The 14,098-nt window shown below is 70.8% G+C and carries 13 protein-coding genes; 5 read left to right on the forward strand and 8 right to left on the reverse strand.

Translation table 11 applies throughout. From position 1 onward, the window contains the following. Positions 1 to 89 precede the first annotated feature (89 nt). A complete protein-coding gene (locus tag BJ969_RS24835; protein WP_184482791.1) occupies positions 90 to 1,061 on the reverse strand; it encodes a helix-turn-helix transcriptional regulator in 972 nt (323 codons plus the stop codon). 93 nt (positions 1,062 to 1,154) lie between these two features. On the opposite strand from BJ969_RS24835, the gene BJ969_RS24840 reads away from it, so the two are divergent. Together BJ969_RS24840 and BJ969_RS24845 are read left to right on the forward strand one after the other, a co-directional pair. Then, positions 1,155 to 1,718, forward strand: a complete 564-nt coding sequence (locus BJ969_RS24840) for a DinB family protein (RefSeq protein ID WP_184482794.1) — start codon at positions 1,155 to 1,157, stop codon at positions 1,716 to 1,718. Positions 1,719 to 1,749: 31 nt separating this feature from the next. After that, positions 1,750 to 2,838: a winged helix DNA-binding domain-containing protein gene (locus BJ969_RS24845; protein WP_184485757.1), complete on the forward strand. Its 1,089-nt coding sequence runs from the start codon at positions 1,750 to 1,752 to the stop codon at positions 2,836 to 2,838. Positions 2,839 to 2,878: 40 nt separating this feature from the next. On the opposite strand, the gene BJ969_RS24850 is transcribed toward BJ969_RS24845, so the two are convergent. Together BJ969_RS24850 and BJ969_RS24855 are read right to left on the reverse strand one after the other, a co-directional pair. Continuing rightward, entirely contained in the window at positions 2,879 to 3,220 is a 342-nt protein-coding gene (locus tag BJ969_RS24850) for a DUF8129 domain-containing protein (protein WP_184482797.1), read from the reverse strand. Between the two features lie 43 nt (positions 3,221 to 3,263). Further along, entirely contained in the window at positions 3,264 to 3,521 is a 258-nt protein-coding gene (locus BJ969_RS24855) for a hypothetical protein (RefSeq protein ID WP_343071588.1), read from the reverse strand. A 545-nt stretch (positions 3,522 to 4,066) separates the two neighbouring features. Here BJ969_RS24855 and BJ969_RS24860 point away from each other — a divergent pair. Beyond that, positions 4,067 to 6,589, forward strand: a complete 2,523-nt coding sequence (locus BJ969_RS24860) for a caspase family protein (RefSeq protein ID WP_184482800.1) — start codon at positions 4,067 to 4,069, stop codon at positions 6,587 to 6,589. Here the strand turns inward: BJ969_RS24860 and BJ969_RS24865 are convergent. The 3 genes from BJ969_RS24865 to BJ969_RS24875 all read right to left on the reverse strand — a co-directional run bounded on the left by BJ969_RS24865 (position 6,567) and on the right by BJ969_RS24875 (position 10,889). Then, positions 6,567 to 8,189, reverse strand: a complete 1,623-nt coding sequence (locus tag BJ969_RS24865; RefSeq protein WP_184482802.1) for an APC family permease — start codon at positions 8,187 to 8,189, stop codon at positions 6,567 to 6,569. The two genes, BJ969_RS24860 and BJ969_RS24865, sit on opposite strands and share 23 nt — an antisense overlap. Before the next feature lie 172 nt (positions 8,190 to 8,361). Continuing rightward, positions 8,362 to 9,957 carry an amino acid permease gene (locus BJ969_RS24870; RefSeq protein WP_184482804.1) on the reverse strand — a complete coding sequence of 532 codons (1,596 nt, stop codon included), beginning with the start codon at positions 9,955 to 9,957 and terminating at the stop codon, positions 8,362 to 8,364. 182 nt (positions 9,958 to 10,139) lie between these two features. Continuing rightward, positions 10,140 to 10,889 (reverse strand): MerR family transcriptional regulator, encoded by a 750-nt coding sequence (locus BJ969_RS24875; RefSeq protein ID WP_184482807.1) that lies wholly within the window; start codon positions 10,887 to 10,889, stop codon positions 10,140 to 10,142. Positions 10,890 to 11,123: 234 nt separating this feature from the next. Here BJ969_RS24875 and BJ969_RS24880 point away from each other — a divergent pair, with 234 nt between their 5' ends. Beyond that, complete coding sequence (locus tag BJ969_RS24880; protein WP_184482810.1) at positions 11,124 to 11,786, forward strand: DUF3159 domain-containing protein; 663 nt, start codon at positions 11,124 to 11,126, stop codon at positions 11,784 to 11,786. Between the two features lie 92 nt (positions 11,787 to 11,878). After that, positions 11,879 to 12,421, forward strand: coding sequence for an SRPBCC family protein (locus BJ969_RS24885; RefSeq protein WP_184482814.1), 543 nt, complete (start codon positions 11,879 to 11,881; stop codon positions 12,419 to 12,421). A 72-nt stretch (positions 12,422 to 12,493) separates the two neighbouring features. Here BJ969_RS24885 and BJ969_RS24890 read toward each other — a convergent pair whose 3' ends face one another. Both BJ969_RS24890 and BJ969_RS24895 read right to left on the reverse strand, forming a co-directional pair. Next, the gene (locus tag BJ969_RS24890) at positions 12,494 to 13,666 is read right to left on the reverse strand and encodes an MFS transporter (RefSeq protein WP_184482817.1); all 1,173 of its coding nucleotides are present in this window, start codon (positions 13,664 to 13,666) and stop codon (positions 12,494 to 12,496) included. A gap of 220 nt (positions 13,667 to 13,886) precedes the next feature. Continuing rightward, complete coding sequence (locus tag BJ969_RS24895; RefSeq protein ID WP_184482820.1) at positions 13,887 to 14,081, reverse strand: DUF397 domain-containing protein; 195 nt, start codon at positions 14,079 to 14,081, stop codon at positions 13,887 to 13,889. Positions 14,082 to 14,098 lie beyond the last annotated feature (17 nt).

Raw genomic sequence — 14,098 nt, forward strand, 5'->3', positions numbered from 1 at the left:
GCGCGCCGGCCCCGCCTCGTCAGCGCGGAGCCGCTGAGCAGCGCCCACCTCGACCAACCGGCGCCGCAGCCGGAACATTCCCGCTCGTCCTAAGTGGACTCCCCTGCTGCCGCGCCGAACCGGCGTGCCAGGCGCGCGAAGGCCGCCGCGAGCTCGGGCGGCCCGACTACCTCGACGTCCGCGTCGTACCTGCCGATCGTGGCGGCCAGGCCGACCCAGGACCACGACCCCAGCACGAGCCGGCAGCGCCGCGGACCGAGCTCCTCGACCACGCCGTCGTGGGCGAAGCGCGACACCGCGTCGGCGGGCAGGTCGAGGATCACCTCACCGCGGCAGGGCCACCCGGCGGAGCCCATGAACTTCTCGGTCACGAAGTCCGCCACGTCCCCACCGGGCAGCTCGCGCGGGGTGAAGCGGGGGCCGGTGGGCGTGCGCGGCGCGATCCGGTCGACGCGGAAGGTCCGCCAGTCCTCGCGGTCGAGGTCCCACGCGACGAGGTACCAGCGCCCGCCCCAGGTCACCAGGTGGTGCGGCTGCACCCTTCGCGGCGGACCGTCGTGCCGCGGCGCCGAGGCCGGGGTGTAGTCGAACCGCAGCACCTCGCGGGCGTGCACCGCGGCTCCCACCGCCACCAGGACTTCCGTGTCGACCTGCGGATACGTCCCGGTCCCGGCCCGTTCGACGGCGGTGACCCGCAGGGCGTCGATGCGGTGGCGCAACCGGGCGGGCATGACCTGGCGGACCGTGCTCAGCGCCCGAGCCGAGGCCTCCCCGATGCCCGCCCCGGTACCGGTGGCGATCTGCAGGGCGACGGCGAGGGCGACGGCCTGCTCGTCGTCGAACAGCAGCGGCGGCAGTTCCGCTCCCGCCTCCAGCCGGTAGCCGCCGTCGGGTCCTTTGACGGCCAGGATCGGGTACCCGAGTTCGCGCAGGCGCTGGACGTCGCGGCGCACGGTGCGCTCGCTGGTGTCCAACCGCTCCGCCAGCAGCGAGCCGGGCCAGTCCCGGCGGGCTTGCAGCAACGACAGCAGCGCGAGCAGCCGAGCGGAGGTTCCGTGCATGAATCCGATGATGCCCGCAGAAGCGGACGGTACCTGGCCGCTACCCCTGCGAGAGTCGTCCCGAACCACGACGACGACCCGAAGGATCCGATCATGACCGCCACCACCCCCGCCGTCGACGAGCGCGCCGACCTGCTCGCCGAACTCGCCGCCGCCCGAGCAGCGCTGATCACCACCACCCGCGGGCTCAGCGACGAGCAGGCCGCCGCGCGCCCCACGATCAGCGCGCTGTGCCTGGGCGGCCTGCTCAAGCACGTCACGAACGTCGAGCGGGGCTGGCTGCGCTTCGTCCTCGAAGGACCGTCGGCGATGAGCTTCGCGCTGCCCGACGGCGTGACCTGGGACGACTTCATGGCCGGCACGGCGAGCGAGTACCCGCAGTGGGCCATCGACCGGCAGCGGGAGTTCCAGGTGCTGCCCGGCGAGACGCTGGCGGGCATCGTCGAGGACTACGAGCGGGCCGCCGCCGAGACCGAGCGCATCGTCACCGACCTGCCCGACCTGTCCGCGACGCAGCCGCTGCCGGAGGCGCCCTGGCACGAGCCCGGTGGCCGCCACAGCGCCCGCCGCGTCCTGATCCACGTCATCGCGGAGACGACCCAGCACGCCGGGCACGCGGACATCATCCGCGAAACGCTCGACGGTCGTTCGGCGTGACCGCCGGGGAGCACGAGGTGGTCGCGGCGTGTTGACCCGGCTGTCCGCGCGGGCGCTCAACCGGGCCGCGCTCGCCCGCCAGCTGCTGCTGGAGCGGGCAGAGCTCGGGGTCCTCGACGCGGTGGCGCACCTCGGCGGCCTGCAGGCGCAGGAACCGCAGGAGCCGTTCCTCGGCCTCTGGTCCCGGCTGCGCGGGTTCGACCCGGCGGTGCTCTCGGACCTGCTGACCGAGCGGCGGGTGGTGCGAACGCACCTGATGCGCCGCACGATCCACCTGGTCAGCGCCGCGGACGCGGTGGCGTGGCGGACCCGGCACGGCGCGATGCTCCGCCAGCGGCTGCTCGGGGTGTACCGCCGGGAGCTCGACGGCGTCGACCTCGACGAACTGGCCGCGGCGGGCCGGGATCTGCTGGCCGACGACGAGCCGAGGTCGATGCCGGAGCTGGGGCGCGCGCTCGCCGACCGCTGGCCCGCCGCCGGACCGCGGGCGCTCGGAGAAGCGGTGATCGTCCTCGTGCCCGCCGTGCAGGTGCCGCCGCGCGGGCTGTGGCGGGCGAGCGGGGGCGCGCGCAACGTGCTGCTGTCCTCGTGGCTGGGGCGCGCGGTCGATCCGGCACCCGCGGACGGGTCGGATCCGGCGGGGGTGGCGCTGGTGCGGCGCTACCTGGCCGCGTTCGGCCCGGCCGCGACGGCGGACCTGCGCGCTTGGTGCGGAGTGGCCGGGCTGCCCGCCGCGGTGGCGTCGGTCCGGGGTGAGCTGGTCGCCTTCCGCGACGAGCGCGGGCGCGAACTGCTCGACCTCCCCGATGCGCCGCGGCCCGATCCGGACGTGCCCGCGCCGGTGCGCTTCCTGCCCGCGTTCGACAACGCGATCCTCGGCTACGCCGATCGCAGCCGGATCATCGACGACGAGCACCGCGGCCTGTCGGTGGCCGGGCGGCGCGCGGTGCTCGTCGACGGCCGCGTGGCGGCCACCTGGTCGTTCGAGGACGCGACCGTGCACGTCAGCCCGCTGCGCGACTTCTCCCGACCGGACCGCGCCGAGGTCACCGACCAGGGCCGGGAGCTCGCGTCGTTCCTGTCCGACGGCACGAGCGAGGACGTCCGCATCTCGGACTGACCGCCGGGGGCGCGGACTCCGCGGAGCCCGCGCCCCCGCCTCACTCGCTGTGCTCGGCGCCCTTCCCGGTCTGGCCGACGGTGCCGTGCGCCGTGGAGCGGCCCGGCTGCGCCGGAGCGCTCGGCCCCACCGGCGAACCGGTGCGCTTGTGCTCGGACACCTCCGGCATCTGCTCCTGCGAGCCGGACGAGGGCGTGGCGCCGTGCTCCAGCTCGTCGAGGCGGCTGCTGAGCAGCGTGGTCACCGGCACCCGATCGGCGTGGGCGCGTTCGTGCTCCAGCAACGTCCGGATCTGGTCCGCGTCCAGCGCGCGCATCCGGTGGCGCAGCGTCCCGATCGGCAGTTCGTCGTAGTCCGGCAGCGGAAGTCCTTGCTCGGCCAACAGAATCTCCTCACATCAGCGGTGGAGCTCGGGGTGGGCGCGATCAGGACGGCACGACCGGCACGACCCACCCGTCGTCGGCCGCGCTCCAGTCCGCTTGACGGCTCCAGCCCGCGGCGCTGAGCTCTTCGTCGGCGTGCTCGGGCTTCGACTTCTCCGCCGGCAGCTCCAGCTTCGTGACGGGCGTTCCGCGGTCGTCCCGCACGATGACCACCGGAGCACCGCCCGCGTTCGCGGTGATGAAGTGCGCGTTGTTCGCCATGATGTCCGCGTCCCCTCCGTGCTCGGCGAGTCCTTCCACCCCCGCCTACCCACCGAGCCGAACACCTATTCCTCGGGGCGATCCGACCCGCGCCGTTAGGGCGGCGGTCGAACCACTTTCAGGAGATCCCGCATTCCTGCGGAAATCAGCGGCGAACGAAACGGAACTGCCCCTATCGCCACCACATCGCGATGGTTTTAATTTCGATCCACTGTGGAGTAATTGACCTGAGCAGGACTCCGATCCACCTGCCCTTTCGGGCAATCCTGCGTGCCGGAAAAACCGAATCCGCCCGACACGGCGCCGCCATCGAGGCACTACGCAACGTGGCTGATTAATCGATCTATTGGTATGCTTGCAAGCAAGGCACACTCGAGCAACGATCATCGATCACTGAAAGTAATCGCACTTTCGGGCATCTGAACGAAAGCGGACTCCAACCGCAGTTCAACGAACCACCCCGGTGCGGCACAGTGGTGAAGCTTCTCCGCCATCCGAGGTGGGGCGGAGAAGCGGCAGATCCTGGTAGCGGCCCGCCCCGCAATGACGCGGTGACCCTGCCATGGGAGAACGAGGGCGGACTCATGACCGGACACGCATTGTTCATCGGTGTCTCCGAGTACGAATCGGACGGATTCGACTCCTACCCCACCGTCGGAGAATCGGCGCGCAAGCTGCACGACCTGTTCGACGCCAGCTCCCTGTGGGACGCGAGCCGCTTGGTCGAGAACCCGATCCGCGGCCGGTTCATGGACGAGCTCCGCTCGACGCTCGACGAGTGCGGGCCCTCGGACTCCGCGCTCGTCTACTTCTGCGGCCACGGTGATCTGCCCCCGTGCGGGCGCACCAGCCGACCCGAACTGCACCTGGCGCTCAGCGACAGCAAGCCGCACGACGCATCGACCCAGCTGCCCGTGCACCACGTCTACGAAGCGCTGGAGACGTGCCTGGCGAGCAAGAAGGTCTTGGTCCTGGACTGCTGCGAGTGCGGTCAGGTGCCGATGCTCAGCCACGTCGACGTCGAGATGCCCGAGTTCCGGGACGAGCGGACGTGGGTGCTCAAAGCACTGCGCTGGGGGGAGTCCTACGCGAAGGCGATCGATGGCGACCGCGGCGTGTACACCGCGTTCAGCGGCGCGCTCATCAAGATCCTCGACGGCGGACTCCCCGACGCGAGCAACCTGCTCGACATCGACGAGGTCTTCACCGAACTCGAGCGGAACCTGCACCGAGACCGTCACCCGGTGCCGGACATGATTCGCCGCGGACGAGGGTCGCTGGCACTGCTGGAGAACTCTTCACCGGAAGCCAAGCAGCGGATCCAGGACGAGCTGGAGTCCGCGAGCCTTTTCGAACTCGCGGCGATGTTGGACGGCGGCGCGGACCTCCCGGCGCCGGCGATCGAGCAGCAGCTGCGCGCCCGGCTGCGCACCAGCGAGAACGCGATCGACCTGGCGCACCAGCTGCACGAACGCCCGGCCCTGCACCGGGGCCTCGCCGACGTGCTCATGACCGGCGCCGAGGACGTCGCCGGAGATTCGGCCCGCCAGCTCTCGCGCAGCGCCTGCCCGGACTGCGCGCACTTCGCCCAGGTCCTGCTGGAGCGGGCCGTCGAGTTGGACGCGAACCGGTTCGCGGAGTTCCACCGAGCACTCGTGGCCGGGGAACCCGAGGTCACCCGGCTCGAACAGGACCTGGCGGGACTGGTCACCGGAGAACGCCTCGCCGCGCTGGTGAGCGAGCCGGAGGAACCGGCGGCCGAGGCGGCCGACCGCCTGCTCGGCCTGTTCGCCGCGGAGCGCCGGATGACCGACCTGCAGGAGGTGCTGACCGCGCTGTACGCGCGGGGCGAGCAGTTCGCGGTGGAGACCGTGCTGGCGAACGTGGCGCTGGGCCGGTCCGCGGTCGACGCGGCGAAGTTCGCGCAGCTGCAGCGGGACGCGGCGGAACGCGAAATCGGCAAGCTCGTGGTGCGCAAGCGGTTGCCGCAGGACGTCGCGGCCTACGTGGCCGCGTTCGACCTGCGGTCCGAGTCGGTGATGCGCGGCCTGCTGGCGGTCGCGGTGAAGACCTCGTCCTCTCACGACCTGATCCGGTTGGCGCGCGCGCTGCGGTCGCGGGGTTTCGCCGACGCCCCGGCGATCGTCATGGAGCGGGCGCTGCACGACGGTGCCCCGCCCCAGGACGTCTGCGACCTGCTCGACGGCCTCGCCGGCAGCGCCCCCGACCAGCGGACCGCGATCGAGGAGCTGTTCCTCACGCACCTGCGCGGCGCCTCGGTGGAGGAGCTGGAGACCTATCTGAGCCGCAAGGACTTCCTGGGCCGCTCGGACGCCTTGGTGCGCGACGTCGTCGCCGACCGCCCGATCGACGACGTGATCGCGCTGCACCGCCACGCCGCCGACGAGGACGCCGAACTGGCCTGGAACATCACGCACGCGGTGGCGGGCAGCCGCAAACCCTCGCACCTGGTGCAGTTCGCGCTCGCGTGCCCGCGCTACGCCGAGCAGCTGTTCACCGCCGTGGGACGGCAGCGCGACGGTGACGACATCGGTCTCCTGCTGCGGAAGTGGCACGAAGACGTCGACGGGCTCCGCCACAGCGTTCCGCTGGCCACCTGGTTCGCCGCCGTGGTGCCGCCGGAAGTCCTGCTGGACGCACGGGAGTTCCTGGTGGGCCTGGGCAAGAAGGAGTCGACGAAACCGGTGGACGACGTGCTCCGGATGGTGCTGCACGAGCACGCGCTCCGGTTGGCACCTCAGGAGCTCGCGGCGTTGCTGGTCGCCCTGCCCGCGCCGAGCTCGCGCAAGCTGTCCGAGATCACCGTGCCGCTGGTCCGGAAGCTGGACGAGGAGTTCAAGGACTTGCCGGTCCAGGAGCAGAGCGAGGAGCCCGGCGAGGACGCGGTGACGCTCACCTACCTGGCCCGGGTGGTGGCGGCGGTGTCGCACTACGACCATCCCGTCGCCGAAGACCTCGTGGCGCGGATCGACGGCGCCGTCTACAACCGGGACGACGCGGCGCTGCACCGGCGGTATGCGAAGGAGCTGGGCGAGAGCGGTGCGCCGGGGCGGGAACGCGACTTCAGGCGTCGGATCGATTCTTGAGCCGGATGAAGGATTCGGCCTCCCGCACACCGACCCGGTGGAACAGGAGGCCCGCCGCCCCTGCGGCCACCGCCAGCGCCACCGCGGTGATCCCGTAGAGCAGCGGATCTTCGAACCGGAAGAGGTCCTCGCGCCCGAGCATGAACTCGACGAATTCGGGGCGGCCCTCCTCCTTACTGGTCGGATCCGACAGGAGGTACCGGATCACCAGGTGGCACCAGGCCAGCGCCAGGAGCACCGCGAAGTAACCGAGCAGCCAGCGGGCCCGCCGCAGGTGCTCGGCCCGGTTGCGGTCGGTCTCCGAGCGCCGCGACCAGAACATCGCCGCCGCCACCACTGCCATCAGCGCGTAGGCCCACAGCAGCGTGATGAAGCCCGTGTAGAACGCGATCACCGTGCTCACGACGAAGCTCACCGGTGCCAGCAGCCGGCCACCGCGCGGACCGGGGAACATCTCCGCCTTCCACGACGCCTGGTAGGCCACGGCCGCGTAGGAGTAGACGAACAGGTAGATCACGCTCTTGGCGTCGGTGATCTCCGACCAGTCGCCCAGGCTCGTCATCAGCACCAGCACCGCGACGCCGAACAGGTACACGACGAACAGCACCTGCAACGAGCTGCGCATGGTGAGCCGCGGCAGCTTCAGCACGCTCTGGTCCGCAGAGGTCTTGAGCACGATGGCGGCCAGGTAGATGAACAGCAGGGCGTTGGTCAGCGGGGACAGGACGCTCACGACCGCTACCAGCAGGGATTCCGGGGAACCGGGCTCGGGGGCGCGCCAGGCGTCGTGCACCCCGACCGTGTACACCAGCTGGAGCAGGAGGTAGATCACCGTCGCGATGATCAGCGCACCGTAGATGGCGAAGCCGCGGTGCTCCTTGCCGGCCTTGTCGCCGTTGTCCACCGGCCCCTGGAACCCGGTGAACGCGAACATCATCCCGGCTGCCGTGATCACCGGGATCAGCATGGTCAGGGCCATGTCCTGGTCGGCACCGGTCGGCGCGGGAAGGATCAGGTAGTGCACGCTCGCGGCGCTGAGGACGAGCGCCACCAGCAGCACCGCTTTCGCCACGCTCAGCGCCAGGTTCAGCCGGAGCATCAGGCGAGCGCCGACGACGTGGATCGCGAACAGCCCGCTCAGCACGGCCCACGCGGCCAGCGCTCCCCCACCGGTCAGCGCGAAGCCGCCGTCGCTGCGCGGGTAGGACAACGTCACGCCCTCGAAGGTGCGGTCGAGCGCCAGCACCGCGACGAGCGCCCCGGCGGGAGGATTTCCCGCGTACATGGTGAACAGTCCGGCGTTGATGATGGTGCCGACGACGCGGCCGCTGCGGTCCTGCGCCCACCACGCCAACCCGCCCGACCGCGGATCCGTGCGGGCGAGCCGGACGACGATCGCGGCGACGGCGAGCACCACGACCAAGCCGACGAGCCACGGCAGGACGACGAGGTACACGGGGGAACCGGACTTCGAATACACCTGGTGCATCTCGGGAACCCCGGAAAGCCAGGCAGCGCCCAGGACGCCGCCCAGCGCCAGGGCCAACTGCTGTCCCCTGCTGAGCGCGACCGGTTCTCCGCTGTCGTCGTTCCGGTGCACCACACGGCTCCCAGTGCGTAGACGGATCCGAGTCGGCGACTCCGATGCCGCCAGGAGTGATCCATGTTACTGGCGAGCTTCGTCCGGTCGATCTGCTTTCTCCGATCGGATCGGCCCGTTCGTCGCACGTTCGGCGGTCGCGCGGAGGACGCCGGCGGGGTTCGTGGAGCCGTCAGCCGGAGGTCCCGTTCTTGAGCCGGATGAAGGATTCGGCCTCCCGCACACCGCTGCGGTAGAACAGCAGCCCCGCGACCACCGCGACCACCGCGAGGACGCTGGTGACGATTCCGTCCACCAGCCCGTTCTCGAACGGCGGCAGATCGCGGGATCCGCGCAGGAGGTCGGCGAGCGGGCCGGGGTCCGCGGCCAAGGAGTACCGGACGACGAAGTGGCACCCGCTCAGCACCAGCAGCACCGCGAAGTAGCCGAGCAGCCACCGGGCGCGGCGCAGGTGCTGGGCCCGGTTGCGATCCGCTTCCGCGCGGCGGGACCAGAACATCAGTGTCGCGACCACGACCATCAGCGCGCACGCCCACAGCAACGTGGGGAATCCGGTGTAGAACGCGATCACGGTGACCGCCGCGAAGCTCACCGGCGCCAGCGCGCGGCCCCCGCGGGTGTCGAGTCGCGAGTGCTCCAGGACGTTCTGCCGCCACGACGCCCGGTAGCAGACGGCGGCGTAGGAGTAGACGAACAGGTAGAGCACGCTCTTGGCGGCGGTGATCTCGGAGATGCCCGCCCACATCAGCACCAGCAGGCCGAACCCGAACGCGAAGATGACCAGCATCGGCTGGAACGACTTGCGCTTGTTGAAGCCGGGCAGCGCGAGCACTCCCTGCTCCGCGGAGGTCTTGAGCACGATCGCGGCCAGGTAGAGGAAGACCAGCGCGTTCGTCAGCGGCGGCAGGACCGTCGCGACGACCCGCAACGCGAACGGCCAGCCCGATCCGGGATCGGGCAGGTGCCAGTTCCCGGCAAGTCCCTCGGCGAACACCAGCTGGAGCCCCGCGTAGAGCAACAACGAGATGATCAGCGCGCCGTAGACGGCGAAGCCGCGGTGGTCCTTGCCGGACTTGTCGCCGTTGTCCACCGGCCCTTGGAACCCGGTGAACGCGAAGATGATCCCGGTCGTCGCGGTCACGGTGAGCACGGCGAAGACGGCGTCACCATCCTGGCCCGGGTTCGGGAGGATCAGCACGTGGGCGAACGCGGAGACGCCGATGAACACCAGCAGCAGGAGGACTTTCGCCGCGCTGAGCACCACGTTCAACCGGAGCATCGCGCGGGCACCGAGGACGTGGACCGCGAACAACGCGCTCAGCAAGCCCAGCGCGAGCAGCCCGATGCGCCAGTCCGCCACTTCGCACGTGCCGTCCTCGGACGTGCACCACCGCCAGCCGAACGCGTCGTTGAGCGCGGTCGCGGCGGCCAACGCCCCGGCGGGCGGATTCCCCGCGTAGACGACGAACAGTCCCGCGTTGATGATGGTGCCGACGACCCGGCCGCTGCGGTCCTGCGCCCACCACGCCAACCCGCCCGAACGCGGATCCGTGCGGGCGAGCCGAACCACGATCGCGGCCACCAGCACGAGCACGGCGAACCCGACCAGCCACGGCAGCACGCCGAGGTAACGGTGCGGACCGGTCACCTGCGCGACCTCGGGAATGCCGATGATCCAGCCGGACCCGAGGACACCTCCCAGGGCCAGAGCCAACTGCTGCCACTTGCCGAGCGCCACCGGTTCCCCGTTGCCAGCGTTCCGGTGCACCACACGGCCCCCAGCGCGTAGAAGGATCGGCGACTCGGCCGAGATCGATCGATGCTACCGACGATCCTCTTGCTCGCGAACGATCTTTCGTCGATCTGAGCGCGGGAAAGCTCGGGCGGGGGCGTTAGCGGACCAGGGGGCGCCCTACTGGAGCAGCGCCCGCTGCTGCGGGGTGGAACGGGTCAGCCGGGGTCTTCCTCGGATTTGCGGCTGTCGACGATGAGGGCTTCGGCTCGGACGAGGACGTCGATCTGGGCGGGGTTGTAGAGGTCGCGAATGGCCTTGCCGAAGGTCCGCTGGGCGTGGCGGACGCCGCCGGGGGCGTCGGCGTGGATGTCGCGCAATCCGGGGTTCGCCTCTTCGACGTCGCGGATGTAGGGGGCGAGGCGTTCGGCCAGCCGCTGGCGGGTGTCGTCGTCCGCGTCGGCGGTCAGCTCCTCGAACTCCTTGTCCGCGGCGTCTCCGGGGGCGTTGCGCAGCAGGTCGCCGTAGGTCTGCAAGCCCTGCGGGCCGAGGACCCTGGTCATGACCACGACGAGGGAGCGGTCCGCGTCGGAGAGCCCTGCGTTCGCGGCGACCGGGGCGAAGTCCGCGGGCAGGTCGGTGGGCGCGGACTTGCTCAGGATGAGGCCGAGTTCGATGCGGGCTCGCTGGAGCCGTTCGATGGTGGCGGCCAGTTCGGCGTCGAGGGTGCGCAATGCCTGCTCCGGGTGGTCGTCGGCGTCGCCCATGGCGGCGATCTGGGACAGCGAGAAGCCGAGGTCGGTCAACCGCTTGATGCGCAGCACCCGAACCAGGTGGGCCACGCCGTACTGCTTGTAGCCGTTGGCCCGCCGCTCGGGCTCCGCCAGCAGGCCGACCTCGTGGTAGTGCCGCACCGCTCGCAGGCTCGTCCCGGCCAGCTCAGCGATCTCACGCGTGCTCCATCCCACGCCATCACCTCGTTCGTAGAGCGTTCCGCCGACGCGGTCGCGCCGACGGGTTCCAGTGAAAACCGTGCCGTTGCGGCACGGTCAAGCGCGCGAGCGCCGAAGCACCGCGCACGAACAGGCATAACCCAGAAATGTGACCCATGACACTCTGCCGGGATCTTGAGCATGCCGTTGCGGCACGGCTTCTCCTGGTTCGCAGCTCACCCCACACCACGGCACACCGGGAGATCAGCGATGACCACGATGGACCGCATCGACGACCGCACCGACGAGACGACCACCGCACCGGCCTTCGAGCAGAAGCAGACGATGCTCGACCACCTGGGCGGTCCTTCGGGGATGGTGTACACGACGCTGCCGGTCGTCGTGTTCGCCGCGACCGTCCCCTTCGCGCCGCTGCCCATCACCATCGGGATCGCGGTCGCCGTGGCCCTGGTGCTCGCCGGAGTGCGGCTGCTGCGCGGGGAGAAGGTCTCGGCGGCGCTCGGCGGCGTGTTCGGCGTCGCGGCTGCGGGCGGCATCGCCGCGTGGACCGGGTCGGCCAACGACTTCTTCCTGATCGGGATCTGGGCCAGCCTCGCGGGCGCCGTCGTCACCCTCGCCTCGCTGCTGGCCCGCAGGCCGATCACCGGGCTCGCCTGGAACGCCCTGCACGGCGGCACGCACCACTGGCGCGAGGACCGGCCGTCGCTGCGCGCGCACTACATCGCCACGCTCGCCGCGACCGCCGTGTTCACCGCCCGGTTCATCGTCAAGGAATGGCTCTACCTCGCCGACTCCACCGGCTGGCTCGCGTTCGCGAAGGTCGCCATGGGCACCCCGCTGACGGCGCTCGCCGCCGTGGTCGTCGTCTGGGCCTTCCGCCGCACCACCAAGCGCCTCCTCCACCAGTCCTGACGTGCCCCGCGACGTCGCCGTCGCGGGGACGTCGCGGTGTACGGTGTTGTTGATCACCACCAGCCCTGAGCGCCGTGCGGAGGAACGAACCGATGAACGTCGACGATTCCTCCGCCGGCCGCACGGACGCGGCCTCCGACGGCACTTCCCGTGCGGACGCCGAGCGGATCGAGGTGTCCCGGTACGTCCCGGCCCCGGCAGGCGTGATCTTCGCGGTCCTCGCCGACCCGCAGGGCCACGTGGACATCGACGCGTCGGGAATGCTCATGGACGCTGAGGGTCGGCCGGTCGAGCAGCCCGGCGATCGGTTCCTGGTCCACATGAGCCGGGAAGCGCTCGGGGACCTCCCGTTGGGCGAGTACGACGTCGAGGTCGTCATCACGAAGCTCACCCCAGGCGAGGAGATCGCCTGGACCGTCGAGTCCCCGGGCCGGACGAACGTCCGCCACATCTACGGCTACCGGCTGGAACCCGCCGAGGACGGCACCCGCGTCACTTCCTACTACGACTGGTCGGAGGTCGACGAGGCGCACAAGGAGCGCTTCACCTTCCCGGTGGTCCCCGAATCCGCCCTCAAGTCCACCCTCGGCATCCTCGACCGCACCGCCCGCCGACGGCTCCGATCCGCCACCTGACCGGACGAGGTCGGCGGGCGCGGGCCGATTTGGAAGTGCGACGCAGAACGTCCGGGCACCGCCGATCCGAGCTCAGCGCTTGCGGGCCGCCGCCGCCATCATCACGGTGCCCACGGCGAAGGCGGCGCCCAGCGCTCCCCAGCCGGTCAGCGCGCCGCGCAGCACGACGACGGTCATGAACGGCGGGCCGACCGCGAACTGCACGGCCTGGCCGAAGTCGAAGGCGCCGAGGTAGGCGCCCATCGAACGCTCCGGCGCGAGGCGGTAGGACAGTTCGAACGCCGACACCGAGTGCATGTTCTCCCCCACCGTGATCAGCACGACCGCCAGCACCACGACCAGCAGTACGACGTCGGCGGAGGCGTTCTCCGCGGTCAGGAACAGCGCCGCCGCGGCCAGCAGCGGGACCAGCGCGCGGATCGCGGTGCGGCGCGCGGCGGGGATGGTGCGGGTCCACCGGGTCAGCGGCACCTGCAATCCCACGGTCAGCACGGTGTTGATCGCCAGCAGCGGCCCCACCCAGCCGTCGGCCAGCGGGGTCCTCGTGATGATCCACAGCGGCAGCAAGGTGAACAGCACCGAGTCGTGCAGCAGCAGGATCGCGTTGCCCGCCACCAGCGTGAGGTAGCGGGAATCCTTGAGGACCGCCTTGCGCCGCTCCGGGGATTCGACCGCTACCTCGTCCGGTTCGGGCACCGGTCCGCGTCCGCGCCGGATGAGCACCCGCACGACGGCCAGCAGCACCAGGAACGACAGCGCGTTGATCGCGAATCCGGTGAAGTACGCGGCGTCGGTGCCGATGGAGACGACGACGCCGCCGAGCAGCAGTCCGACGCTCATGCCGATGTTGCGGGCGGTGCGCAGCACGGCCATGGCGCGGCTGCGGTTCTCCGGGCGTTCGGCCTGGAGCAGGAACAGCTGCTGGACGGGCGCGCTCGCCCGGTCCGCCAGGCCCAGCACGCAGAGCAGGACCGCGTAGGCCCAGAACGAGGACACGAACGGGAACGCCGCGTACCCGACGGTCCGGACCAGCAGCAGGAACGTCCACACCCCACCGGCCCCGATCCGGTCGGACAACCACCCGGCCGGGCCCGGCGAGGCGAGCGCGATCAGGTTCGCGGCACCCACCACAACACCGACCTGGACCGGGTCGATCCCCAGGCGCACCACCACGTACACCGGGATGAGCACCAGGAACAGGCCGGTTCCCAGCGCGTCCACCAGCCCGCCGCCAGCCAGGACCAAACCCCGGCGGCTTCCTCGGGCGACATGCGTCAACTGCACGACAGAGACCTCTCAACACCGCGATCCCCGCGCCGAAAACCCGGCCGGGCCGCGCCCTCTCGGGGCAGACGTGAATGCTGTCATTTCCCCGGAACGGCCCGGAATCCGGGCGGCGCGCGGTGCGAGCGGCTTCGCCGAACGCCCCGCGATGCGCGGCGCGACGTTCGGCGAGCCGGACGAATCAGCGCGAGAAGCGGCCGGCCTTCACGGCTAACAGGAACTCGCTCCAGCGAGCGGCATCGATCGCCACGTACCCACCATCGCGGTCCTTCGTATCGCGGACCGCAGCACTTGAGCCGAGCTTGCCGACCTCGATGCAGTTGGAAACCAGGTGCGAGCGGGTGGACTTTCGCCAGTTCGTGGGCGTGACGTTCACTGCATCTCCCCTTCCAG

Source organism: Saccharopolyspora gloriosae, assembly GCF_014203325.1.
Classification (GTDB): domain Bacteria; phylum Actinomycetota; class Actinomycetes; order Mycobacteriales; family Pseudonocardiaceae; genus Saccharopolyspora_C; species Saccharopolyspora_C gloriosae.

What these genes read in the sequence shown, in the direction of transcription:
- BJ969_RS24835 (WP_184482791.1), bottom strand. Translation starts at nt 1,061, where the DNA reads ATGCACGGAACCTCCGCTCGGCTGCTCGCGCTGCTGTCGTTGCTGCAA.
- BJ969_RS24840 (WP_184482794.1), top strand. Translation starts at nt 1,155, where the DNA reads ATGACCGCCACCACCCCCGCCGTCGACGAGCGCGCCGACCTGCTCGCC.
- BJ969_RS24860 (WP_184482800.1), top strand. Translation starts at nt 4,067, where the DNA reads ATGACCGGACACGCATTGTTCATCGGTGTCTCCGAGTACGAATCGGAC.
- BJ969_RS24880 (WP_184482810.1), top strand. Translation starts at nt 11,124, where the DNA reads ATGACCACGATGGACCGCATCGACGACCGCACCGACGAGACGACCACC.
- BJ969_RS24885 (WP_184482814.1), top strand. Translation starts at nt 11,879, where the DNA reads ATGAACGTCGACGATTCCTCCGCCGGCCGCACGGACGCGGCCTCCGAC.